This is a genomic window from Peteryoungia rhizophila, assembly GCF_004912145.1.
Classification (GTDB): domain Bacteria; phylum Pseudomonadota; class Alphaproteobacteria; order Rhizobiales; family Rhizobiaceae; genus Allorhizobium; species Allorhizobium rhizophilum.
In genome coordinates this window covers 962452-986491 of sequence record NZ_STGT01000001.1, presented here as the reverse complement: position 1 = coordinate 986491, position 24040 = coordinate 962452, and the positions used below count along the sequence as shown (strand labels likewise).

At 61.7% G+C, this 24040-nt stretch carries 26 protein-coding genes; 13 read left to right on the top strand and 13 right to left on the bottom strand.

Annotated elements, in window-relative coordinates; translation table 11 throughout:
* Window positions 1-100: 100 nt before the first annotated feature.
* Window positions 101-1675 (bottom strand): 2-polyprenylphenol 6-hydroxylase, encoded by a 1575-nt coding sequence (gene ubiB / locus E9677_RS04620; protein ID WP_136556880.1) that lies wholly within the window; start codon window positions 1673-1675, stop codon window positions 101-103.
* A 5-nt stretch (window positions 1676-1680) separates the two neighbouring features.
* Entirely contained in the window at window positions 1681-2457 is a 777-nt protein-coding gene (gene ubiE, locus E9677_RS04615; RefSeq protein ID WP_136556879.1) for a bifunctional demethylmenaquinone methyltransferase/2-methoxy-6-polyprenyl-1,4-benzoquinol methylase UbiE, read from the bottom strand.
* 138 nt (window positions 2458-2595) lie between these two features.
* On the opposite strand from ubiE, the gene mutM reads away from it, so the two are divergent.
* The 4 genes from mutM (at window position 2596) to dnaA (ending at window position 7118) form a co-directional block, all read left to right on the top strand.
* Window positions 2596-3486 (top strand): bifunctional DNA-formamidopyrimidine glycosylase/DNA-(apurinic or apyrimidinic site) lyase, encoded by an 891-nt coding sequence (gene mutM / locus E9677_RS04610; RefSeq protein WP_136556878.1) that lies wholly within the window; start codon window positions 2596-2598, stop codon window positions 3484-3486.
* A 30-nt stretch (window positions 3487-3516) separates the two neighbouring features.
* A complete protein-coding gene (locus E9677_RS04605; protein WP_136556877.1) occupies window positions 3517-4290 on the top strand; it encodes an enoyl-CoA hydratase in 774 nt (257 codons plus the stop codon).
* Between the two features lie 189 nt (window positions 4291-4479).
* On the top strand, window positions 4480-4746 hold the full coding sequence (gene rpsT / locus E9677_RS04600) for a 30S ribosomal protein S20 (protein ID WP_136556876.1): 267 nt from the start codon (window positions 4480-4482) through the stop codon (window positions 4744-4746).
* A gap of 797 nt (window positions 4747-5543) precedes the next feature.
* Window positions 5544-7118, top strand: coding sequence for a chromosomal replication initiator protein DnaA (gene dnaA / locus E9677_RS04595; RefSeq protein WP_408014674.1), 1575 nt, complete (start codon window positions 5544-5546; stop codon window positions 7116-7118).
* A gap of 76 nt (window positions 7119-7194) precedes the next feature.
* Here the strand turns inward: dnaA and E9677_RS04590 are convergent, their stop codons facing one another.
* The 5 genes from E9677_RS04590 to rph are packed head-to-tail and all read right to left on the bottom strand — an operon-like array spanning window position 7195 to window position 10931.
* Window positions 7195-7932, bottom strand: coding sequence for a class I SAM-dependent methyltransferase (locus tag E9677_RS04590; protein ID WP_136556874.1), 738 nt, complete (start codon window positions 7930-7932; stop codon window positions 7195-7197).
* Window positions 7933-7944: 12 nt separating this feature from the next.
* Window positions 7945-9126 (bottom strand): radical SAM family heme chaperone HemW, encoded by a 1182-nt coding sequence (gene hemW / locus E9677_RS04585; RefSeq protein ID WP_136556873.1) that lies wholly within the window; start codon window positions 9124-9126, stop codon window positions 7945-7947.
* Between the two features lie 4 nt (window positions 9127-9130).
* Window positions 9131-9775, bottom strand: a complete 645-nt coding sequence (gene rdgB / locus E9677_RS04580; protein ID WP_136556872.1) for an RdgB/HAM1 family non-canonical purine NTP pyrophosphatase — start codon at window positions 9773-9775, stop codon at window positions 9131-9133.
* 7 nt (window positions 9776-9782) lie between these two features.
* A complete protein-coding gene (locus E9677_RS04575; protein WP_136556871.1) occupies window positions 9783-10196 on the bottom strand; it encodes a VOC family protein in 414 nt (137 codons plus the stop codon).
* Between the two features lie 18 nt (window positions 10197-10214).
* Window positions 10215-10931 (bottom strand): ribonuclease PH, encoded by a 717-nt coding sequence (gene rph, locus E9677_RS04570; RefSeq protein ID WP_136556870.1) that lies wholly within the window; start codon window positions 10929-10931, stop codon window positions 10215-10217.
* A 170-nt stretch (window positions 10932-11101) separates the two neighbouring features.
* Here rph and hrcA point away from each other — a divergent pair, with 170 nt between their 5' ends.
* Together hrcA and grpE are read left to right on the top strand one after the other, a co-directional pair.
* Window positions 11102-12190 carry a heat-inducible transcriptional repressor HrcA gene (hrcA, locus tag E9677_RS04565; protein WP_136556869.1) on the top strand — a complete coding sequence of 363 codons (1089 nt, stop codon included), beginning with the start codon at window positions 11102-11104 and terminating at the stop codon, window positions 12188-12190.
* A gap of 103 nt (window positions 12191-12293) precedes the next feature.
* The gene (grpE, locus tag E9677_RS04560) at window positions 12294-12920 is read left to right on the top strand and encodes a nucleotide exchange factor GrpE (protein WP_136556868.1); all 627 of its coding nucleotides are present in this window, start codon (window positions 12294-12296) and stop codon (window positions 12918-12920) included.
* Between the two features lie 81 nt (window positions 12921-13001).
* Here grpE and ptsN read toward each other — a convergent pair whose 3' ends face one another.
* The 6 genes from ptsN to E9677_RS04530 all read right to left on the bottom strand — a co-directional run bounded on the left by ptsN (window position 13002) and on the right by E9677_RS04530 (window position 18093).
* Complete coding sequence (gene ptsN / locus E9677_RS04555; RefSeq protein WP_136556867.1) at window positions 13002-13466, bottom strand: PTS IIA-like nitrogen regulatory protein PtsN; 465 nt, start codon at window positions 13464-13466, stop codon at window positions 13002-13004.
* Window positions 13467-13533: 67 nt separating this feature from the next.
* On the bottom strand, window positions 13534-14109 hold the full coding sequence (gene hpf / locus E9677_RS04550) for a ribosome hibernation-promoting factor, HPF/YfiA family (protein ID WP_136556866.1): 576 nt from the start codon (window positions 14107-14109) through the stop codon (window positions 13534-13536).
* A 222-nt stretch (window positions 14110-14331) separates the two neighbouring features.
* Window positions 14332-15897, bottom strand: coding sequence for an RNA polymerase factor sigma-54 (gene rpoN, locus E9677_RS04545; protein WP_136556865.1), 1566 nt, complete (start codon window positions 15895-15897; stop codon window positions 14332-14334).
* Window positions 15898-16039: 142 nt separating this feature from the next.
* Window positions 16040-16846, bottom strand: a complete 807-nt coding sequence (gene lptB / locus E9677_RS04540; RefSeq protein WP_136557196.1) for an LPS export ABC transporter ATP-binding protein — start codon at window positions 16844-16846, stop codon at window positions 16040-16042.
* 15 nt (window positions 16847-16861) lie between these two features.
* Window positions 16862-17413: an LptA/OstA family protein gene (locus E9677_RS04535; protein ID WP_136556864.1), complete on the bottom strand. Its 552-nt coding sequence runs from the start codon at window positions 17411-17413 to the stop codon at window positions 16862-16864.
* Window positions 17410-18093 (bottom strand): LPS export ABC transporter periplasmic protein LptC, encoded by a 684-nt coding sequence (locus E9677_RS04530; protein WP_136557195.1) that lies wholly within the window; start codon window positions 18091-18093, stop codon window positions 17410-17412. The genes E9677_RS04535 and E9677_RS04530 overlap by 4 nt, the downstream gene beginning before the upstream one ends.
* A gap of 301 nt (window positions 18094-18394) precedes the next feature.
* On the opposite strand from E9677_RS04530, the gene E9677_RS04525 reads away from it, so the two are divergent.
* The 7 genes from E9677_RS04525 to E9677_RS04490 all read left to right on the top strand — a co-directional run bounded on the left by E9677_RS04525 (window position 18395) and on the right by E9677_RS04490 (window position 24037).
* Entirely contained in the window at window positions 18395-18697 is a 303-nt protein-coding gene (locus tag E9677_RS04525) for an integration host factor subunit beta (protein WP_006724965.1), read from the top strand.
* Window positions 18698-18788: 91 nt separating this feature from the next.
* Window positions 18789-19133, top strand: coding sequence for a LapA family protein (locus tag E9677_RS04520; RefSeq protein ID WP_136556863.1), 345 nt, complete (start codon window positions 18789-18791; stop codon window positions 19131-19133).
* Between the two features lie 96 nt (window positions 19134-19229).
* A complete protein-coding gene (locus E9677_RS04515; protein ID WP_136556862.1) occupies window positions 19230-20372 on the top strand; it encodes a class I SAM-dependent methyltransferase in 1143 nt (380 codons plus the stop codon).
* Window positions 20369-21229: a TrmH family RNA methyltransferase gene (locus tag E9677_RS04510; protein WP_136556861.1), complete on the top strand. Its 861-nt coding sequence runs from the start codon at window positions 20369-20371 to the stop codon at window positions 21227-21229. The genes E9677_RS04515 and E9677_RS04510 overlap by 4 nt, the downstream gene beginning before the upstream one ends.
* A gap of 2 nt (window positions 21230-21231) precedes the next feature.
* Window positions 21232-21723: a signal peptidase II gene (gene lspA, locus E9677_RS04505; protein WP_136556860.1), complete on the top strand. Its 492-nt coding sequence runs from the start codon at window positions 21232-21234 to the stop codon at window positions 21721-21723.
* A gap of 138 nt (window positions 21724-21861) precedes the next feature.
* Window positions 21862-22692 (top strand): GNAT family N-acetyltransferase, encoded by an 831-nt coding sequence (locus E9677_RS04500; RefSeq protein WP_235882870.1) that lies wholly within the window; start codon window positions 21862-21864, stop codon window positions 22690-22692.
* A 427-nt stretch (window positions 22693-23119) separates the two neighbouring features.
* Entirely contained in the window at window positions 23120-24037 is a 918-nt protein-coding gene (locus E9677_RS04490) for a LysR substrate-binding domain-containing protein (RefSeq protein WP_136556857.1), read from the top strand.
* The last annotated feature ends 3 nt before the right edge of the window (window positions 24038-24040 follow it).

Here is a 24040-nt window from a genome sequence, read left to right as displayed (position 1 = left end):
CGGAACAAAGAAAGCGCAATGCCGTTGAACGCGACATTCGTCTCTTTGTTCCATCGATAGATCAAGAAAATTTGGTTGAACCTGCGGCCGCGCGTGCTTTTCAGGAGGCCTGAACTGCGATGACAACGGCTGCCACGGCAATGACCCAGAGTGCCACCCGGCCGAGCCGCGTATGCCGTGCCTCGGCCCGTCCAATGCGCTCGGCAGTGGCGGCATCGAAGCGCAGCCCCTCTTCGCTCATTCGCACGATTTCGCCATGCAGCTTTTCGGTCTTGGCAGCGATCTCCGGCAGGGCTTCAGCGAGACGCAAGGCGGCCTTCGCACCGTCCTTCAAGTCCGTCGCGATCCGCTTTGGCCCGAGATTGTCACGGATCCATTGCGACACGACGGGATCGGCAGCTTTCCACATATTGAAGCGCGGATTGAGGATGCGCGAGACACCCTCGACGACGACCATGGTCTTCTGCAGCATCACCAGTTCCGGCCGCGTTTCCATGTCGAAGATCTCGGTGACTTCGAACAGCAGCGTCAGCAGTTTGCCCATCGAAATGGTCTCTGCCGGCTGGCCATGTATCGGCTCGCCGATGGCTCGGATCGCCTGCGCGAAACTCGCGACATTGTGGTGCGACGGCACATAGCCGGCCTCGAAATGCACCTCAGCCACGCGCATGTAGTCGCGCGTAATGAAGCCGTAGAGGATCTCGGCCAGGAAGCGCCGTTCCTTCTTGCCCAGCCGCCCCGCAATGCCCATGTCGACTGCGACGATCATGCCGGTGGGATCGACGAAGAGATTGCCCGGATGCATGTCGGCATGGAAGAAGCCGTCGCGCAAGGTATGGCGCAGGAAGGACTGGATCAGCGTGTCGGCCAGCGCATTGAGATCATGCCCGGCAGCCAGAAGACCGTCGACATCCGACATCTTGATGCCGTCGATCCACTCCATGGTGACGACGTCCCGGCCGGTCCGCTCCCAATCCACGGTCGGCACGCGGAAGCCCGGATCACCCTTGGTATTCTCAGCGATCTCGGACAGGGCCGCCGCCTCGAGCCGCAGGTCCATCTCCACCTTGGTGGTCTGTTCCAGCGTCTTCGTCACCTCGACGGGCCGCAGCCTCCGCGAATTCGGGATGAACCGTTCCTGCAGATGCGAGACGAGATACATGGCCTCGAGATCCGCCGCAAACCGCTTGCGCACGCCGGGCCGGATTACCTTCACGGCCACCTTGCGGCGCCCCTCGGGCGTGTCCACTTCCGCCGGATGCACCTGCGCGATGGACGCGGCTGCGATCGGCTCGTCGAAGCGCGCATAGAGATCCTCGATCGTCCGGCCGAGAGACTCGCGGATCGTCGCCCGGGACGCCTCGGTCGGGAAGAATGCCATCCGATCCTGCAGCCCCGACAGATCCTCAGCGAATTCTGCGCCGACGACATCTGGCCGGGTTGCAAGGAACTGGCCGATCTTCACATAGGAGGGCCCGAGCCTGGCGACCGCGTTGGCCAGTCGGTCGGCGCGATCTACGGATTTCGCCCGGCTGCGGGCGAGGGGCGCCACGGCCGCCTTGGCGAAGCCGACGAGGGGAGGTAAACCTTCGGAAGGAAGGGCTGCGACGACACCTTCCCGCACCAGCACCCAGCCGACCCGCGCCAGGCGGAAATATGCACCGATCGTGCTCATGCGCCTCAGATCTTCCAGCCGGAATGCAGGGCTGCAATGCCGCCGGTATAATTGGTGTAGCGCACGTTGGAGAAGCCGGCCCGTTCGATCATCCGGGCGAAATCCGGCTGGTTGGGGAACTTGCGGATCGATTCCACGAGATACTGATAGGGTTCCGCATCGCCCGTGATCATCTTGCCAAAGCGCGGGATCGCATTGAACGACCAGGCGTCATAGACCTTGTCGAGCAGCGGCAGTTCGACTTCCGAGAATTCCAGCACCAGCAACCGGCCGCCGCGCTTCAGGACCCGGAAAGCCTCCGACAGCGCCACGTCGATATGCGGCACGTTGCGAATGCCGAATGCGATCGTATAGGCGTCGAACGTCTTGTCCTCGAAAGGCAGGCTCTCGGCATTTGCCTCGACGAAGGTCAGGTTGTCCGAAAGCCCCTTCTTGTCCGCCCGCTCGGCGCCGACGCCCAGCATCGAGCCGTTGATGTCGAGCACGGTCGCATGCGCCAGCCGATTGGAGGCTTCCACGATGCGGAACGCTATGTCGCCCGTGCCGCCGGCCACATCCAGCACCTTATAGGTGGCGTCCTTGCGCGGATTGAGCGAGGCAACCATGGCATCCTTCCAGACGCGGTGCAGACCGGCCGACATCACATCGTTCATGATGTCGTAGCGCTTGGCCACCTTGTGGAAGACGTCGTTGACCAGGCCCTGCTTTTCCTGCTCGTCGACCTGGCGGAAGCCATAGGAGGTTTCCATGCCACCCTCGGCGGAAATGCGGCTTGCAGTCATCGTCTCACTCCACGGTACGGACAGGTCGGGCGGACCATAGCGAAAAGGGCTCTCACGCGCTATCTGCGCAAGTGCACCCGCTTCAAGGCTGGTCTATAGACCGTAAAACAGGCGCTTCAAACAGAAAGATGGGCTGAAATGCCGGAATTGCCAGAGGTAGAGACAGTCCGTCGCGGCTTGGCGCCGACCATGGAAGGCGCCACAGTGCAGCGCCTCGAGCTACGCCGCCCGGATCTGCGCTTTCCGCTGCCGCGCGATTTTGCCGCAAGGGTGGAGGGCCATCGCATTGAGGCCCTGTCGCGCCGCGCGAAGTATCTGCTGATCGACTTCGAAGGCGACCTGACGATCATTGCGCATCTCGGCATGTCCGGCTCCTTCCGCATCGAGGCTGGCGCGGCGGCAGAGACGCCCGGCATCTTCCACCACGAGCGCAGCAAGGACGAAAAGCACGACCACGTCCTCTTTCATCTGGAAGGGGCCGAGGGGCCGGTCCGCGTCATCTATAATGACCCGCGCCGTTTCGGCTTCATGGACCTGATGCCGCGCTCGGAGCTCGACACTTATCCCGCCTTCCGCGATCTCGGTCCCGAGCCGGTCGGCAACAGGCTCTCCGCCGATTATCTGGCGACACGTTTCGCCGGCCGCAGCCAGCCGCTGAAAAGCGCGCTGCTCGACCAGAAGGTGATCGCCGGTCTCGGCAATATCTATGTCTGCGAGGCGCTCTGGCGCGCGCATCTCTCCCCGACCCGCAAGGTTTCCACTCTGGTGACCAAGACCGGCAAGCCCAGGCAGGAGCTCACGCTTCTGGCGGATTCCATCCGCGAAGTCATTGCAGATGCCATCCAGGCCGGTGGCTCGTCCTTGCGCGACCACATCCAGGCGGACGGCACGCTCGGCTACTTCCAGCACTTCTTCCGCGCCTATGACCGGGAGGGCCGAGACTGCCTCACGGACGGTTGTGGGGGTACCGTCGAAAGGATAGTTCAATCCGGCCGCTCGACATTCTATTGTAGCCGCTGCCAGAAATAAGGCCTCTGAGGCCGCACAAGGGAGGACGCCATGTCATTTGAAACCCTGCTGATGGAACGCCGTGACCGCGTGGCACTCGTCACGCTGAACCGGCCCCAGGCGCTGAATGCCCTGAACTCGACCGTGATGCGCGAGCTTCGCCAGCTTCTGGCCGAGCTGCAGGCAGATGCAGGCGTGGGTGCTGTCGTCGTCACCGGATCGGAGAAGGCCTTTGCCGCTGGCGCCGATATCAAGGAAATGCAGTCGCTCGAATTCGTCGACGCCTATACCGGCGGCTTCATCGGCGGCTGGGACGAGATCGCCGGCTTCCGCAAGCCGCTGATTGCCGCGGTGTCCGGCTTTGCGCTGGGTGGTGGCTGCGAGCTCGCCATGATGTGTGACTTCATCATTGCGTCTAAGACGGCGAAGTTCGGCCAGCCCGAAATCACGCTCGGCATCATCCCGGGCATGGGTGGCTCGCAACGTCTCACCCGCGCCGTCGGCAAGGCCAAGGCCATGGATCTCTGCCTGACAGGCCGGATGATGGATGCAGCGGAAGCCGAAAGCGCCGGCCTCGTCGCGCGCGTAGTCGAACCGGAGCGCTTGCTGGACGAGGCGCTGGAAGCGGCAGCCAAGATCGCCTCCTTCTCGCTGCCTTCAGTGATGATGGCCAAGGAAGCCGTAAATCGGGCATTCGAGCAAACGCTGACGGAAGGATTGCGCTTTGAGCGCCGCCTGTTCCATTCGCTCTTCGCGACCGCCGACCAGAAGGAAGGCATGGCCGCCTTCGTCGAGAAGCGGAAGCCGGCCTTCCAGAACAGATAAGCGCGAGGGACGGCGCGTTATCTGCAGAATCCGCGTTGACGCATTCGCGCTTTCCCGCTATATGCCCGCCCACGGTTGGGAAAGCCGATGCGCTTTTCCCATGAAACAGCTCCCCAAGTGCTGGTATGGCAGGTCGCAACGACCCGACGCGGCGATGGTGGGCTTTGGTTTGAATTCGAGAGAGGCATCATGGCCAACACAACTTCGGCGAAGAAGGCGACCCGCAAGATCGCTGCCCGTACTGCAGTCAACAAGGCTCGTCGTTCGCGGGTCCGTGGTTTCATCCGCAAGGTCGAGGAAGCCATCGCTTCCGGCGACGCGACGGTCGCCAAGGACGCTCTCCAGGCTGCCCAGCCGGAGATCCAGCGCGCCGCCACCAAGGGCGTTGTTCACGCCAACACGGCATCGCGCAAGATCTCGCGTCTCGCCGCTCGTGTGAAGGCCTTGGCTGTCTAATTTTAGACACCTTTTCGACATTTTCTGAAGAGCCTGGCGTTTCGCCGGGCTCTTTGTCGTTTCCGTTACATCCATGTGAAGTTGACACATTGCAATGTGCCCAATCAAGTTTACTTGTCATTCGCGTGACAGAAATTATTCAATAAATTCATTGGGTTGAAGGAGGTGCTCAACTCTGTGTCTACTTTCCGCAGGGGGAGGTTGGGCGCCTTGCGAGTCAAGAGATTTTTTATTTTTCTGCTCCGCAAGAGGTCCATTTTGCAACTGCTCATGAATCTCCTTGATTCAAAAGCGATTCTTTTTCGCCCGAATGTGACGCAAAAATGAAGTATCAAGAGTCAATGGCCAGCGCTGGAGTTTGCGCAAAAATCCCGGTTGATCTTGCCATTTGATCCTGCCTTAATGATCTCCAGCAAGGGGGCAGGGAAACCTCCGGAACGACGGATCGGACGGCAGAAATGTGGTCTGGACCAGTCATCCCTTGCCGGAGCGGAGTGTTTCCATTCCGTTTTATCATAAAGTGTTCGGAGTTGCATCGGAGACGTAGCCGTTTCCGCGCGATGACGATTTGTGTCTTGTCTGCAGTATCGCAGACCGGGCCGGAGAATTTCGAGCCGTATGTCGAGGATGCGGTTTGGGGACAAGGGACGACCATCGTCTTGAGGGGGCGAGGGGCAAGTCATGCGGGTGCTTTTGGCTGAAGCGCTCTTGTGACGCGTCTGGGGACTGTCGATCCTTCGGGGTCGGCGCGAGATGAAGCGGCTGTCGGGCGGGGATTGAAACGCCCGACACCAGGAATGTTTTTGGAAGGCGGCAATATGCACATGAACTCGATGACGGCCAGTGCGTTGGTAAACGGGGACAATGCACAGTCGGCGCTTGGCGCCACGTGCTCCGACGGAGCAGGAGAGAATGCCGGAATGACACATAGCGACCTCTTCGACCGCTTCAGCAAGCGACTGAAGGCTCAGGTCGGGGTTGATGTCTACCAGAGCTGGTTCGCGCGTCTGAAGCTGCATTCGGCTTCGAAGAGCGTGGTGCGCCTGACGGTTCCCACGACGTTCCTGAAGTCCTGGATCAACAACCGCTACTTGGATCTGATCACGTCGATCTTCCAGGCAGAGGATCCCTCGATCCTGAAGATCGAGATCATGGTCCGCACCGCCAGCCGCAACACCCGCGGCCCGATCCTGGACGAACGCCAGGTGGGTGCCGAGCCCGCTCCCCAGCAGGCCGCAGCCCGCAAGATGGGCCCGAGCCTCGGTCAGATCGCCTCTCCTCCCGGCCCGTCGTCGGTCACGGGCCGCGCGACCAGCACGGCCAGCCCGCTGTTCGGCTCGCCGCTCGATAGCCGCTACACCTTTGACGGTTTCGTCGAAGGCGCGTCCAACCGCGTGGCGCTAGCCGCCGCCAAGACCATTGCCGAAGCTGGTGCCGGCGCCGTGCGCTTCAACCCGCTCTTCATCCATTCCTCGGTTGGGCTGGGCAAGACCCACCTTCTGCAGGCGATCGCCAATGCTGCGGTGCACAGCCCGCGCGCACCGCGCGTGGTCTATCTGACCGCCGAATATTTCATGTGGCGTTTCGCAACCGCGATCCGCGACAATGATGCCCTGACGCTGAAGGACTCGTTGCGCAACATCGACCTCCTGATCATCGATGACATGCAGTTCCTGCAGGGTAAGATGATCCAGCACGAATTCTGCCATCTGCTGAACATGCTGCTCGACAGCGCCAAGCAGGTCGTCGTCGCCGCCGACCGCGCGCCCTGGGAGCTGGAATCGCTCGATCCCCGCGTTCGTTCGCGTCTTCAGGGTGGCGTTGCCATCGAGATGGAAGCGCCTGACTACGACATGCGCCTCGACATGATGAAGTCGCGCCTCGAAGTCGTCCGCAAGGACGATCCGTCGATCGACATCCCGGCCGACATTCTCGAACACGTCGCCCGCAACATCACCAGCAGCGGCCGTGACCTGGAAGGTGCCTTCAACCAACTGCTCTTCCGCCGTTCCTTCGAGCCGAACCTGTCGATCGAACGCGTCGATGAACTGCTCGCCCACCTCGTCGGTGCCGGTGATCAGAAGCGCGTGCGTATCGAGGACATCCAGCGTGTCGTCGCCCGCCACTACAATGTGTCGCGCCAGGAGCTCGTCTCCAATCGCCGCACCCGTGTCATCGTCAAGCCGCGCCAGATCGCCATGTATCTGTCGAAGACGCTGACGCCGCGCTCCTTCCCGGAAATCGGCCGTCGCTTCGGCGGACGTGACCACACGACCGTCCTTCATGCGGTTCGCAAGATCGAGGATCTGATCTCCAATGATCAGAAGCTGTCGCAGGAAATCGAACTGCTGCGTCGCCTGATCAACGAATAAGCCGATTGCCGGCAGAAATGGGCCACCGCAATCCCCGGACGGGCATGCGGTGGCTTTTTTGTATCCGAATGTCGGTTCAGGCGCGTGCGATCGCGATGATCTCAGGGCTGGTTTCCGAATAGGGCGTGCGATCCCACCAGCCGAGTAGCACGCTCTCGCCAAAGCCTGCCTCTGCGAGGAGCCGTTCGATGGTCCCGGCTGCCGGAAACCGCAGCCGGCTCTCGCTGGTCAGCGTTTCGCCCGTAGCTTCCACTGCGAAGACCGCATCGAAGGTCACATGTTCGGCTTCGATGTCCTTGATCTGGTAGGTGACCTCCACCGGCCCGACACCGTCGATGATCCGCTCTTCGCGGGTCTTCTCCCGTGTCCAGTCTTCCCAGGCTTTCGCCAGCGGGTTGCGGCTTTCGAGGATCAGTCTGCCGCCTGGCACCATATGCCGGCGAATGTTGCGCAAGGCCGCCAGCGTTTCGGCATCGTCGAGAAACACCTGAAAGACATGGCCCGTCATGATCGCGAGGTCGAAACGCTCGGGAACCGTAAACTCCGCGGCCGGGGCATGGATCCAATCGACCCGACCGTCGCTGTCCTTCATCCGCGCGACCTGCAGCATGCCATTTGCTGGATCGACACCCGTGACCTTGTGCCCGCGGTTTGCCAGGCGCACCGTCATCGATCCCGTGCCGCATCCGATGTCGAGCACGCGGCAGGGCGTCTCGGCGAAATTCTCGTAGAAATCGCCGTCTTCGCCGTGATGGTTGAAGGCGTCGTAGAGGCGGGCCATGTCGAAGCGGGCAAAGGCTTTGTCGACCGGCATCGCTCGTTCTCCTCAGCAGGCGAGATCCGCGACGACGGCGTCGAGGATCAACATGCCCGGCGGCGTGCAGCGCAGGCGGGAATTGCCGAGCCGCTCGATGAAGCCGTGGTCCAGCAGGAACTGCTCCTTGTCCGGATCGGGATCGCGGCCGGAAAGCTGCTGCCAGCGGGCGAGATCGACACCCTCGCGCAGGCGAAGCCCCATCAGGAGAAGCTCGTCGGCCTGGGCCTCGTGATCCAGGTCCTCGCGCTCGATGATCCCATGACCATTCTGCTCGACGGCTGCAAGCCATGTTTCCGGATGACGCTCGGCCACCGTCGCGATCTTCGTGCGCCCCTGCGTTAACCGCCCATGCGCGCCCGGACCAACGCCGGCATAGTCGCCATAGCGCCAATAGGTGAGGTTGTGCCGGCTCTCAGCACCAGGCCGCGCATGGTTCGAGACCTCATAGGCCGGAAGCCCCTCGCGCGCCGTGATCTCCTGCGTCGCCTCGTAAAGCGTCGCGGCATGCTCGTCGTCGGGCACGATCAGCTTGCCGGCCTTGTGCAGGCCGTAGAAGGCCGTGCCCTCCTCGATCGTCAGCTGGTAGAGCGACAGATGGTCGACCGCATAGGACATGGCTTCCTTCAGCTCACGCTCCCAGGCATCCACCGTCTGGTTCGGCCGCGCGTAGATCAGGTCGAAGGACATGCGCGGGAAGATCTCGCGCGCCAGCTTGATGGCTTTCAGCGCATCCGCGACGTCATGCAGTCGTCCAAGGAAGCGCAGATCCGGATCATTCAGCGCCTGCACGCCGAGCGACACGCGGTTCACGCCGGCGGCCCGGTAGCCATGAAAGCGGGTCGCCTCCACGCTCGACGGATTGGCCTCCATGGTGATCTCGATACCATCCGGCATATGCCAGTTGGCGGCGATTCCGTCGAGGATCGCCCCGACCGTCGATGGATCCATCAGCGAAGGCGTGCCGCCGCCCATGAAGACGCTGGTCACGGTCTTCGCACCGGATATGGCCCTGACAGCCTTCAGCTCGCCGAGAAAAGCGGCGACGAAGCGCGACTGGTCCACCGGCTGGTGGCGCACATGGCTGTTGAAGTCGCAGTAAGGGCATTTGGCCGCACAGAAGGGCCAGTGCACATAAACGCCGAAACCGGGCTCACCGGTGTCGGGCAGAAGCGTGAAGGACCGGTCGGTCAAGGCGTCAGGCCTCCAGGCAGGTTTCGACGAAGAGCTTGAAGGCGCGTGCGCGGTGCGACAGCGCTTCAGCATCGCCCGGCTTCCAGCCATGCTTCTCGTCCGCCGTCATCTCGCCGAAGGTGCGCTCATGGCCTTCCGGCTGGAAGACCGGATCATAGCCGAAGCCGGCGGACCCGCGCGGCGGCCAGGCCACTACGCCTTCGACTTCACCACGAAAGAATTCGATATGCCCATCGGGCCAGGCGAGGCAGAGCACGCTGACAAAGCGGCAGGTCCGCTGTGATGGTTCGGTCGCGCCACGCTCCGCAAGCGCCTTTTCCACCTTCTCCATCGCCCAGGGAAAGTCACGGCTGCCGTCCTCGCGTTCGGCCCAGTTGGCCGTGTAGACGCCAGGCGCACCGTCGAGTGCATCGATGACGAGGCCGCTGTCATCCGAAAGGGCAGGCAGGCCGGATGCCTTGGACGAGGCGAGCGCCTTGATCGCGGCATTCTCCTCGAAGGTCGTGCCGGTTTCATCCGGTTCGACGAAGTTCAGATCCTTGGCCGACTTGGCCGAAAAGCCGAAGGGCCCGATCAGATCGGCGATTTCGGCGATCTTGCCGGCATTGTGGCTGGCAACGACGATCGTGCGGGTATCGAGCTTGCGCATGCTGTCCTCAGAGATTCCAGAGTTTGGGTTCGGCGCATTCCAGGCTGTTGCCGGCCGGATCACGGAAATAGATCGAGCGGGCGCCGCCGGGCCAGCGGAAATCGGCTTCGATGGCAATCCCGGCGGAGCTCAGCCGCGCCACCATGTCGTCGAGCGCATCGCTGCTGACACGAAAGCACAGATGCCCTGCGCCGCTTGCGCCATGCGCCGGTACCGGCAGTGAACCTGCTGGCGCAGGCTTCACCGTCTCGGCGGGATTGAAGATCAGCACCACCGTCTGTCCGCAGCGGAAGAAGATGTGCCGATTGTCATGCCGCGCAATGCGCTCCAGGCCGAGCACGGTGCCATAGAAGCGCTCGGCAGCGTCGAGGTCGGACGCATAGAGCGCCGCTTCCAGAACGCCTTCGATCTCCCGTGCCATCCGCCCAGCCTCTTCGTCTCAGCCGATCGCCTGCTTCTGCATGGCGACCAGTTCATCAATCCCATTGCGGGCAAGGCCGAGCAGGATCAGGAACTCGTCCTGGCTGAACGGCTTGCCTTCCGCCGTGCCCTGGATCTCGACGATGCCGCCGGAGCCGGTCATCACAAAATTGGCATCCGTCTCGGCGGCCGAGTCTTCCAGGTAATCGAGGTCGATCACCGGTTGGGTCGCGAAGATGCCACAGGAAACTGCCGCGATATGATCCTTCAGGACTTTCTCGACCTTGATCATGCTGCGGGTTTCCATCCACTTCAGGCAATCATGCAGCGCAATCCACGCGCCGGTGATCGCCGCAGTCCGCGTGCCGCCATCCGCCTGGATGACGTCGCAGTCGATGGAGATCTGCCGCTCGCCGAGCGCTTCGAGATCGACGACGGCGCGGAGAGAGCGCCCGATCAGCCGCTGGATCTCCTGCGTGCGGCCGCTCTGCTTGCCGGCCGAAGCCTCGCGGCGCATTCGGTCGCCAGTGGCGCGCGGCAGCATGCCGTATTCGGCCGTCACCCAGCCCTTGCCGGAATTGCGCAGCCATGGCGGGGTCTTGTCTTCGAGGCTCGCGGTGCAGAGCACATGCGTATCGCCAAACTTGACCAGGCAGGAGCCTTCCGCATGCTTGGAAAAATTGCGCTCGAACGAAACCTTGCGCATTTGGTCGGTTTTTCTGCCGGATGGCCGCATTGCAATCTCCTGGGTTGTTGATGCCTTCTACGGTCGGCGCCCGGCATTTGCAAAGAAAAACCATGCCGCAGCGCCGAGAGCCGTGCCTTGGGCGATTTACCTCTTGGTCATCCTGTGAGCTGTGACTATATTTCCATCATGAAACATCTGAGATCCAGTCCGTTCCGCCAATGGCATCACTAAAGACGACCGTCGCAGACGTTTCCGCCTCCCTTGACGATCGTTCCAGGGAAGTGTTTCGCCGTATCGTCGAGACCTATCTCGATTCCGGCGATCCCCTCGGCTCCCGCAGCCTGTCGCGCCTCCTCCCTATGTCGCTCTCGCCGGCCTCGGTGCGCAATGTGATGAGCGATCTCGAGGATCTGGGGCTCATCTATGCGCCACATGTCAGCGCCGGGCGTCTTCCCACGCAGGCGGGTCTGCGCTTCTTCGTCGACGCCTTCATGCAGATCGGCGATCTCTCCGATGGCGAGCGCGACGAGATCGAGCGCCATGTCCGCCCGACCAGCGCCGACCAGCCCATGGAAGCCATGCTGACCGAGGCGAGCCGCATGCTGTCCGGCCTGTCGCGCGGTGCAGGCCTGGTCATTTCATCCAAGAACGATCCGATCCTCAAGCATGTCGAATTCATTCGATTGGAGCCGACCAAGGCGCTCGCCGTCCTTGTCGGTGAGCACAACCAGATCGAAAACCGCATTATCGATCTTCCCGCCGGTGTGACCGCATCGCAGTTGACCGAAGCGGCCAACTTCCTCAATGCCAATCTCGCAGGCCAGACCATGCGGGAATTGCGTAGCCAGATTGAAAACCTGAAGACCCAGGTCGCAAGCGAACTCGACACGCTGTCGCAGGATCTCGTCGAGCGGGGCTTGGCCGTCTGGTCTGGTGAGGTTGCGGAAAAGCAGCCGGCACGGCTCATCGTGCGCGGTCGCGCCAATCTTCTCGAAGGCCTTGCGGGTTCTGATGATATCGACCGCCTGCGGCTTCTCTTCGACGACCTGGAGCGCAAGGAAAGCCTGATCGAGATCCTCGATCTGGCCGAGAGCGGGCCTGGTGTTCGTATCTTCATCGGCTCGGAAAACAAGCTCTTCTCCTTGTCGGGTTCCTCGCTGATCGTCGCTCCCTATCGCGACGGCGAGGATCGCATCGTCGGCGCAGTCGGTGTCATCGGGCCCACGCGCCTGAATTATTCGCGCATCGTTCCCATGGTCGATTACACGGCGCAACTCATGGCCAGGCTCGCGCGCGGCCAGCGGTGAGCAATTTCCCCACAAACCCTTGATTTTTTCACGCCAAACCCTGATATCGGGCACGCATTCGAAACCCTGAGCTTCGAAAACGAGACATTATCCGGAGAACGTCATGACCGAAGAAACCAACAAGAACGGACCTGACGCGGCAGCCCACGAGGCAGAAGTATCCGCGACCACCGAAGGGCAGGTTGCAGATGAAAGCGAGGCCTCGGCTGAGCAGCTGCTCGATCCCGTCGAGGCGTTGCAGGCTGAGAACGCCGACCTGCGCGATCGCTTCCTGAGGCTTGCGGCCGAGATGGACAACCTTCGCCGCCGCACCGATCGCGAGATCAAGGATGCCAAGTCCTACGCGGTGACGGGTTTTGCACGCGACATGCTGTCAGTGTCCGACAACCTGCGCCGCGCCATCGAAACCTTGCCCGATGAAGCCCGCGCGGCAGCAGACGCCACTTGGACGGCGTTGATCGAAGGCGTCGAGATGACCGAACGCGGCATGCTGGCGACGCTGGAGCGCCATGGCGTTCGCAAGATCGAGGCGGAAGGTCAGAAGTTCGATCCCAATTTCCACCAGGCCATGTTCGAAGTGCCGAACCCGAACGTGGCGAACAACACGGTCGTTCAGGTGGTGCAGGCGGGTTACGCGATCGGCGAGCGCGTCCTGCGGCCGGCCATGGTCGGCGTGGCCAAGGGTGGCCCGAAGACGGAGACCGCGGCGGAAGATGCCACCAAGGTGTGATCTGTCGTGATCATCAGTGAGTGAAAAAGAAAAGCGCCCAAAGGGGCGCTTTTTTGTCGGGTCTCTCGCCATGCATGCGCGTCAGGCGGCGTTCGAGGCCTGTTCCTCATTGAGGAACGTATAGATGGCAGAGGCCGATTCCGTCGCACGCAGCTTGGCCACGAGATCCTGGTCGCGCAGGACCCGTGCGATCCGAGACAGCGCTTTCAAGTGATCCGCACCAGCACCTTCCGGTGCGAGAAGCAGAAACACCAGGTCGACCGGCTGATCGTCCAGAGCCTCGAAATCGACAGGCGTTTCCAGGCGCGCGAAGATGCCGGTGATCTTGCTGATCTTGTTGAGTTTTCCATGCGGAATGGCGATCCCGTTGCCAACGCCGGTCGAGCCGAGCCGTTCGCGCTGCAGGATGACGTCGAAGATTTCACGTTCCGGAATGTCGGTGAGCTTCGAGGCTTTGGCCGCAAGTTCCTGAAGCAGTTGCTTCTTGGAGTTCACCCGGAGGTTAGGTACGACAGCATCCTGCTGCAGCAAATCTGCCAATGCCATATCAATGTCCTTCATGCCTCGGATCGAGGAGCGGGCGACCGCAATGCGCAGCCGCCCTGGCCGATCTTCAGCCTTTGATGTTGGCGGAATCGATCCACCCGATATTACCGTCATTCCGACGATAAACGATATTCAATTGTTCTTTTCCCGGGCTTCTGAACAGAAGAACGGGTTCGTCGGTCATGTCGAGTGCCATCACGGCGGTAGCCACCGTCATTGTGCGCAGCTGCTTCGTGCTTTCCGCAACGATTGTCGGCGCATAATCGTCCGGCACTTCTTCATGATCCTCGTCCATGGAATCCATGACCGTGTAGGCCACCTCGATCGACGGGTTCTGTGCCTCTCCGGCGTGGTGATCCTTCAGCTTGCGCTTGTAACGGCGCAGACGCTTCTCCACGCGTTCGCACGCGGCGTCGAAGGCGACTTGAGGATCATTGGCCTCGCCTGCTGCATGCAGGTTTGCGCCGGTATCGAGATGCACCAGGCAATCGGCCGCGAAGCGCGACTGCGACTTCGTGACGACCACTTGCCCGGAATACCCTCCGTCGAAGTATTTGGTAACCGCATCCTGGATTCGATCCTCGATCCGCTGCCGGAACGTTTCACCGATTTCCATCTGCTTGCCGGATACACGCACACTCATGGAGTTTCCCTTCTTATGATTGGTTGCGTATCCATTTTACGCCAAGCGACGCCCGCGTCCAAGCTTTTCGAGCGGTTCGGTCAGTCTCTGCCTTCGTTTGTCGGGCGTGGTCGAAGGGCTTGCCTTCGGTTGACAGACTGTGCTGTCGATTGCGGCGCGCTTCTAGCTGCCCCCGGGAGAAGAGTCAATCTCCTGTTAATCTTTGCGCCCGGAAGGTGGCGTTCAGCCGGCCGAAACCTTGGCCATGGCCCGCTTTTCCCGGCGTCTCTGGACGGAGGAGGGGATGTTCATCGCTTCCCGGTATTTCGCCACGGTGCGGCGGGCGAGATCGACACCGCCAGACTTCAGCTGATCGACGATGTCGTCGTCGGAGAGCACGGCCTCGGGGCTCTCCTGGGTGATGAGGGTCCGGATCCTGTGCCGCACGGCTTCTGCCGAATGGCTGTCGCCGCCCTCGGCGGAAGCAATGGAGACGCTGAAGAAATATTTGAGCTCGAACAGTCCGCGCGGCGTCATCATGTATTTGTTGGTCGTGACGCGGCTGACGGTCGATTCATGCATTTTGATCGCATCCGCGACCGTCTTCAGATTGAGCGGGCGCAGGTGATCAACGCCATGATCGAGAAAGGCCGACTGCTGCCGCACGATTTCGGCCGCGACCTTTGTGATGGTTCGCGCGCGCTGGTCGAGGCTACGGGTCAGCCAGTTGGCATTCTGCAGGCATTCCGACATGAAGGCCTGATCCGGCGTCTCCTTGGAGGCGCCCTTCCGTCCGACGGCCGCCATGTAGCTGTGGTTCACGAGCACACGGGGAAGCGCATCCGGGTTCAGCTCCACCTGCCAGCCGCCCTGGCCGTCGGGGCGGACGACGATGTCCGGCGTCACCGATTCGCTGACCGAATGTTCGAACGAGCTGCCGGGCTTCGGATTGAGCTTGCGGATCTCCGCCAGCATGTCGATGAGGTCTTCCTCGTCCACGCCGCAGATCTTCTTGAGCGTCGCGAAATCCCGCTTGGCCAGCAGTTCCAGATTATCGACGAGCACGGCCATGGCCGGATCGCAACGGTCCCGCTGTTGGAGCTGGATCGTCAGGCACTCGCTCAGCGAACGGGCAAAGACACCTGCCGGTTCGAGCGTCTGGAGGGTCTTCAGGACGCCTTCGATATCGGTCAGCGAAATGCCAAGTCGTGCGGAAATCTCGCCGAGATCCGCCCGCAGATAACCGGCTTCGTCGAGATGGTCGATCAGCACGGCCGCGAGCAACTGGTCCGGGGCCGAGGTGAGTGCGAAAGGGACCTGCTGGTTCAGGTGATCCCGCAGGCTGATCTGGCCCGCCACGAAGTCGTCGAGATCGAAGCCTTCGCTTCCCTCGCCAGACTGGCCCGGCATCGACTTCCATTGTCCCAGCAGTTCGGGAGCATCAGGACGCTGGGCCGAGCCCTCGTCTGTAAAAGCAGTGTCGTAATTCGTGTCCAGGCGGTCGCTCAGCCGTTCGCTGGCGCCATGCTCGTACCAGTCGCTGTCGAGCGACGGTGCCGCCGCCGTGTCGTCGGCATGCGTCTCCTGCTGGCTGGTGCTGCCGTGTCGGTCGGCATTGTCCGGAATCTCGCCGCCCAAATCTCCATCATCTGCCGTCATTTCGAGCAGCGGATTGCGCTCCACTTCTTGAGAGATGAAATGCATCAGTTCGAGGTGAGTCATCTGCAGCAGCTGAATGGATTGCATCAGCTGCGGAGTCATCACCAGAGACTGGTTCTGTCGCAGGAATAGGTTGGCGGATAAGGCCATGGCGGACGTTCGACTCCCCTACATTCCCCCGCAGTCCCGCCGTTGATGGCGGGAAAATCCACTTGGCCCAAAAATTGCTTTTTATTTTACTTTGGTCAAGTCGCAGGAGGCGGCTGGGAGTCGTTTTCTTGCGCCTTCAGGCTCAGAGGCTGAACTTGTCGCCGAGATAGAGGCGGCGCACATCGGCATTGTTGACGATATCGTTGGCCCGCCCATGGGTGAGAACTTCACCCGCATGGATGATATAGGCCCGGTCGATCAGTCCGAGCGTTTCGCGCACGTTGTGGTCGGTGATCAAGACGCCGATGCCACGCGCGGTCAGGTGCCGCACCAGGTTCTGAATGTCGGAGACCGAGATCGGATCGACGCCGGCAAAGGGTTCATCGAGCAGCATGAAGGTCGGATCGGTCGCCAGTGCTCGGGCGATTTCCAGACGGCGACGCTCGCCGCCGGAAAGGGCGACGGCCGGAGACTTGCGAAGCTTCTCGATGTGGAACTCCGACAGCAACTCGTCGAGCTTCGCCTCGCGCTTACGTTTGTCGGAGACATGCACTTCGAGAACGGCACGGATGTTGTCTTCGACGGTCAGGCCGCGAAAGATCGAGGCTTCCTGGGGCAGGTAGCCGACGCCGAGACGCGCGCGCCTATACATCGGCATTGAAGTCACGTCGTTGCCGTTGATCGAGATCGTTCCGGCATCGACCGGCACCAGACCCGTAATCATGTAGAAACATGTCGTCTTGCCGGCGCCATTCGGTCCGAGAAGGCCCACGGCCTCGCCGCGACGCACCACGAGCGAGGCGCCGTTCACGACGCGCCGTGAATTGTAGGTTTTTGTCAGTCCATGAGCGATCAACGTGCCTTCATAACGCGACTTGTCGCCCGGCAGGCTTGCCGGGGCAGCCGGCTTCTTGGCCTGCTTGGACTTGGAAAGGAAAGGAATTTGCACGTTCACGCGGACCCGTCAGTTGCTCTGCTGGGATTTGGGGTCGAGCTGGATCTGGACGCGCCGGCCGCAGCTGTCGAGCTTGGCCTGGCCAGAATTCATCTGGACGGTGAGCTTGCAGCCGACGAAGACGTTTTGGCCCTCTGACAGAACTACGCGCTCACCTTCGAGCACGAAGACCTGCTTGGCCATGTCGAAAGAACCAGTGTCGGCTGTTGCCTGCTGCGTGCCGGACGAAAGGAAAACCTTCTGTGCAACGTCGATCTTTTCGATGTCTGCATTGCCCTGGGTAACCGTCGTGCCTTCGCCGCGGTAATGCACGACCATGGTGCCGGCCTGCAGTGTCGTCGTGCCCTGAACCACCTTCACATTGCCCGTGAAGAAAGCCTTCTTCTCCTGCTCCCGGATCTCGAGACCGTCGCTTTCGATCTGGATCGGCTGGTCGTTGGAGAGCTTCAGGCCGTTCATCTGGCTATTGGTCGTCTGGGCCGATACGAGCGCCGTGAGGCCGCTTGCCGAAGCCAGGAGGAAGCCAGCGAGGGTAATCTTGGCGAAGGAGCGGTAAATCATGGCTGGGCGGCTTCCATAGACCGATTGCTGCGGATGGCGGACGGCTCGATGTTCAACTTGACGGCGCCCGTGAAAATCATGGTTCGCCCCTTATCCTTCATCTCGAGCGAGTTCGCAACAATCGACGCGCCTTTGGTCTGGATCGCGACCGGGTCATTCGTCTTCATAGTGCCGCCTGCAATGTCGAGATTGGCAGAACCGAACTGGGCGTCGATGCCGCTGCTCAGATTGAGCGTGAACGGCTTGTCGAGATTGAGCAGATTGGCAGCCCGATCGAAAATGCCGCTGGTGGCCATGACCCGGGCTATCACCTTGTCATTGACAGGCACTGCGGCCGCGATCGTCTCGAGCGTGATCATATTGGGGTTCTTGATGTCCTGCAGTGCCCGCTCGGCCCGCATCGAATAACGAACGCCTTCAGCGTTCCGGCCGGCGATCGCCGGCTTCTCCATCACGACCTTGCCGTCTTCGATCTTTGCGGATTCGATCTGGATTTCCTCGGGCATCAGGCTGCGCACCACGGAAACCGCAGCAAAGGCGAGCGTGACACCCAAAGCCGCGACGGGCAACAGAAAGCGCAGCCGCTTGACCCGCCGGGAATGGCTCATCGCCTTCCGGTAGGCATCCGCACCGGCTCCGTGTCCGGTTGTCGGCAAGCCGTCATGAGTCGATTGCAGCATTAACAGAGGCCCGTTCTTCAGGGTGGCGGCCACAGCCGATCCACCGTCTTGGTCGTTTCGCATGTCTTCCGGTTGTTGCCAATATGGATTGTGGCAACGCCATTACAAGAAACATGCCAATCGATCGATGGAATGACGATACGGAGAAACGAAGGCGGGCCCGATCACGATTTGGCATGTGATGCGCGTCATAGCTCTCGCAAAGCCGCGACTTTATGGTTAAGTTGTTCCTTGACTGAGCTTTTTCGCTTTGGCAACTTTGGCGACGCTCACGTCACAACAGAAAATTCAGGGGGTCCGCGTGATAAAGTCGGAATTGGTGCAGATCGTCGCGGCCCGTAATCCGCATCTCTATCATCGCGATGTCGAAAACATCGTAAACGCCGTCCTCGACGAGATCACCGATGCGCTCGCAGGCGGTAACCGCGTCGAATTGCGTGGCTTCGGAGCTTTCTCCGTCAAGAACCGCCCCTCGCGCTCCGGCCGCAACCCGCGCACTGGAGAAACCGTCTTCGTCGAGGAGAAGTGGGTCCCCTTCTTCAAGACCGGCAAGGAGCTGCGCGAGCGTCTCAACCCCGGCATGGGCGACGAAGACGACGAATAAGCGCTTTTCGCGTTGAAAATTCCGCCCCTGTCCTTAACTTGAGCCGAATGAGGTGCCTTGATGGCCCTCGGACAGAACAGGGAGTTTCGAGATGATCCGGAAAGTCGTGGGCCTCGTGGTATTCGTTCCGCTCGGCGTGCTCCTCATCGTCCTGGCCGTGGCAAATCGAGCGCCGGTCAGGCTCGCGCTCAATCCCTTCGATCCGGCTGATCAGGCTCTGTCGGCCTCCGCACCCCTCTTCGTGCTTCTCATTCTCGCAGTGATGCTGGGTGTGCTTCTGGGTGCCATCGTCACCTGGTTCACCCAGGGCAAGCATCGCAAGAAGGCCCGCAGCCAGTCGCGTGTGGCGCAGCAGTGGCAGGCCGAAGCCGACCGGCAGAAGACCCGTGCAGAAGAAATCGCCGGCGCCACCCTTCCGCAGCTCGGCGCCAAGTAAGGCCGGGCGCAGCAAATTCGCGGCAAATTTCCTTTCCGCGCCGGGCCGGCAATGCTAAGGGCTGGCCGAGACGCAAAAGAGCCACGGATAACAGACGTGAAGAACAAGGAACGTCGCCCCGGCGCCAAGCCATTCCCGGGAGCGAAGGCGAAAGGCAGTGGTACGGAGCGGCCGGCAACGGCAAAGCCTTACCCTGCGAAGGGCAGGGACGAGCGTCCGGCCCGCCCACCGCGCCGCGAAACCGAGGCGGCCAAGGCAAAGCCCCACGCGCAAACACCAGAGACAGTGGCAGAACCGGCGCGTGTGCTGACCGTCCGGAACGGCGAGCGACCAGCCGAGCGCGTGCCACTGATCCTCGAATCCTCAGGCGCTGGTGATTTTCATCTGATCGACAGCGGCGATGGCCTCAAGCTCGAACAGTACGGCCCCTACCGCATCGTCCGCCCCGAAGCCCAGGCGCTCTGGCCAAAGGCTCTGCCCACCCATGTCTGGGACAAGGCCGACGCCATGTTCACTGGCGACACCGACGAGGACGGCATGGGCCGCTGGCGCTTCCAGCGCGAGGCGCTCGGCGAAACCTGGCCGCTCTCTCTTCTGGGCGTGGATTTCCACGGCCGCTTCACCGCGTTTCGCCATGTCGGCGTCTTTCCCGAGCAGATCGCCCATTGGAGCTGGATGAAAGAGAAGATCGAGGCTGCCGACCGGCCGCTGAAGGTCCTGAACCTCTTCGGCTATACCGGCGTCGCATCGCTCGTGGCCGCCGCTGCTGGCGCCGAAGTCACCCATGTCGATGCCTCCAAGAAGGCGATCGGCTGGGCACGCGAGAACCAGTCCTTGAGCCGCCTCGACAAGGCGCCGATCCGCTGGATCTGCGAGGATGCGATGAAGTTCATCCTGCGCGAGGAGCGTCGCGGCCATCACTACGACATCATCCTCACCGACCCGCCGAAATTCGGCCGTGGTCCGAACGGCGAAGTCTGGCAGCTCTTCGATCACCTGCCTCTGATGTTGGACATCTGCCGCGAACTGCTGGCGCCCAAGGCCGTCGGCCTCGTGCTGACAGCCTATTCGATCCGTGCGAGCTTCTATTCCATCCACGAACTGATGCGTGAGACCATGCGCGGCAAGGGCGGCCTCGTCGAGTCGGGCGAACTCGTCATCCGCGAAGCCGGCCTCGACGGCAAGACGCCGGGGCGTGCGCTCTCCACCTCCCTCTTCAGCCGCTGGGTGCCGAAATGACCGACGACAATCGCCAGGACGGCCCCCGCCGAGTCGGCCAGGTCAAGGAAGTCACCAGCCTTGCCAATCCCATCATCAAGGACATCAAGGCGCTTTCCCAGAAGAAGAGCCGCGACGAAAGCCGCACCTTCCTCGCCGAAGGACTGAAGCTGGTCATCGACGCGCTCGATCGCGGTTGGACCATCCGGACCCTCGTCTATGCCAAGGCCGGCAAGGGAAAGCCGCTGGTCGAGAAGGTAGCCGCCCGCACGGTCGCCGCTGGTGGTCTGGTGCTGGAAGTGAGCGAAAAGGTCATGTCCTCGATCACGCGGCGCGACAACCCGCAAATGGTCGCCGCCGTCTTCGAGCAGCGCTGGACGCCGCTCAAGGACATCCAGCCGAAGGGGTCGGAAACCTGGATCGCGCTCGACCGCGTCCGCGACCCCGGTAATCTCGGCACGATCATCCGCACCGCCGATGCAGCAGGTGCCTCCGGTGTCATCCTGGTCGGTGATTGCACCGATCCCTTTTCGATGGAAACCGTGCGCGCCACCATGGGCTCGATGTTCGCATTGCCGCTGGTGAAGACGACGCCCGCCGATTTCCTCAAATGGAAGAAGTCGGTGGATGCGCGCCTCGTCGCCACGCATCTCGCCGGCGCCGTCGACTATCGCACCATCGATTATCGCTCCAAGCCCGTAATCCTGATGATGGGCAACGAACAATCCGGCCTGCCGGATGAACTGGCTCAGGCCGCAGACAAGCTCGCTCGCATTCCCCAGGTCGGCATGGCCGACAGCCTGAACCTCGCAGTCGCCACGGGCGTCATGCTGTTTGAGGTCCGCCGCCACCTGCTCGCCCTCGACGGAGCCCAGTGACCATGCTTGCCGCCTTTAACCGGCCCGGCCCGGTCCTGACCTTCATCGCCATCGCCCTGATCCTCGATCAGGCCATCAAATATGCGGTGGAAGTCTTTCTGCCGATGCACGAGCTGATCCCGGTTTTGCCCTTCTGGGCGCTCTACCGAACCCACAATCTCGGCGTCGCCTTCTCCATGCTGTCGCATCTCGACAGCTGGTTCATCGTCGGCTTGCGCCTCGTCATCGTCGGTTTCGTGCTTTGGCTTTGGCGCAAGACCGGCCCTGAGCAGCATTTCGCCCATCTCGGCTTCGCGATGATCATCGCCGGCGCCCTCGGCAACATCATCGACCGCCTCACTTACGGATATGTCGTCGACTACATCCTCTTCTACACCCAGACCTGGTCCTTCGCCGTCTTCAATCTGGCCGACAGCTTCATCACCATCGGCGCCATCTGCATCGTTGTCGACGAGATCATCCAGCATCGAAAGCCAAAGCCACCCGAGGCCTGAGGGAGGGCGCAAGTGTCCGAAGTTTTGTCACTTTCCTGTAGCAGTCTCGTGTTTAAAGGCGCGTGACTTCAACGCTGGATAGATCCGATGAGCGTGGAACTGATCGAACGAGACCTTCTTCTGGAAAACCCGGCCGTTATGCCGTTGGGGCTTCCCGCTTCGCGCGATATCCTGGGCCGAATTGGTAGCCTGGAAACGCGCATTGCCCGCACCGAACGCGAGATCGACGCGGCCCAGGCCGTGCGCTACCGCGTTTTCGTCGAGGAGATGAAGGCGCAGGTCTGCGTTGAAGATGCCCGCCGCGGCCGGGAAGTCGACAGCTGGGACAGCCTCTGCGACCATCTCCTCGTTCTCGACCGCTCGATCGACGGCGACGCCGAAGACCAGATCGTCGGCACCTACCGCCTGCTGCGCCATGAAGTGGCGATCGCCCATGGCGGCTTCTATTCCGGCTCCGAATTCGGCGTCGATGCCCTGGTCGCCCGCCATCCGGAAAAGCGCTTCATGGAGCTCGGCCGCTCCTGCGTGCTGCCGCAATACCGGACCAAGCGCACGGTCGAGTTGCTCTGGCAGGGTTGCTGGGCCTATGCCCTGCATCACCGCATCGATGCCATGTTCGGCTGCGGCTCCTTCCCCGGCGTGCAGCCGGAGGAGCATGCGCTCGCACTCTCCTTCCTGCACCAGAACGCCGTCGCCAAGGGCGAATGGGCCGTCGACGCGCTGCCTCATCTCTATCGCGAGATGGACCTGATGCCATCAGAAGCGGTCAATGCCCGCCGCGCGCTCTTCTCCATGCCGCCGCTGATCAAGGGATATCTCCGTCTCGGCGCCATGGTCGGCAACGGCGCGGTCGTCGACCAAGCCTTCAATACGACGGATGTCCTGATCATCCTGCCCATCGCCAGCATTTCCGGCCGCTACGTCAACTATTACGGCGCCGACGCTGGTCGCTTCGCCAGCGCCAGCTGACGATCGTCTCTTCTCCCCGGCGGGGAGAAGATCCCGGCAGGGAGATGAGGGGGCGGCGAAGCCGCATCCCTTCACCATTGGGATTATCGCGAAACAGCGCACCCGCCTGATTGCACCCGGCTGGCACGCCGCTGGCAATTTTCCGTGGCCTCCGCCCTTGCCACACGGATCGGCATTTCCGCCACCATGGGCAGGTCCGCAAGCTCCCGAAGGCTCATTTCCCGCAAAGCAGGATGCCCCATGGGATCATGCCGCCAGTCCCGCACCACCGGTGTCACGGGTTCTCGTCGTCTCCAGAGAAACTTGAACATGGCTTCGCCTCGATATGCTGGGAGGAAGGCGTGAACCTTCTGAGCAGGCTGCAGCATCGACTTTCAGGCTGCGAAATTCAATTGAGTTTTGCCGAGGCTGACTATAGCTTTCCTATATGAAGAATCTCAATCAGGTGCATCTCAACGGCATGCGCGCCGTCGAAGCCGTCGCCCGCCTCGGCTCACTCCAGGCGGCGGCGGAAGAGCTTGGCGTTTCCATTGGTGCCGTCAGCCAGCAGGTGATCAAGACCGAGCAGCAGCTCGGTCGCCCGCTCTTTGAGCGCACAAGTCGCGGCATGGTCCCGGTTGAAACGGCTGTAGATGTGCTGGCACGTCTGTCCGATGGCTTCCGCCACCTCTCGGGCGCAGTTGCACTCGCCAGACGGAGCGACGAGAGTGTGCTGACAATCTCCGTCGCCCCTGTCTTTGCCGCCCGCTGGCTCGTCCACCGCATTCCCGCCTTTTCGGAGCGCTTCCCGCAGATCGGCCTACGCATCGACGCGAACGACCGCCTGACCGATGCCAGCCAGACGGATGTCGATCTCAGAATTCGTGTCGGACGCGGCCACTGGCCTGGCTTCAAGGCCGAACTCATCCTGGAGCAACGCGTAGCCCCACTCTGCACCCCGGCCATGGCCGAAAAGCTGCGCGAACCCGCCGATATTCTCGACCTGCCGAAAGTCATCGACGGCCGGGCCATGTTCACCTGGGATGTCTGGCTATCGGAGGTCGGTTTGTCTGGCGCCGAGATAAAGGCGCGCCACACCTTCAGCGAAGCTTCACTCTGCCTCGATGCGACCATCGCGGGGCAGGGGGTGATGCTCGCCTGGCAGACGATCGCCTCGCATCAGCTACAGCACGGTCAGTTGATTGCGCCCTTTGGTCCAGCGGTCAAAACCGGCTTCGGCCACTACTTCGTGACATCAGAAAATGCGAGGCGCTCCGACAAGGTAGAAAAGTTCAAGCGCTGGCTGAAGCATGAGATCGAAGACGACATGGAGCGGCTGGCAAAAGCCGCTCCCGTATTCGCCTAAGCA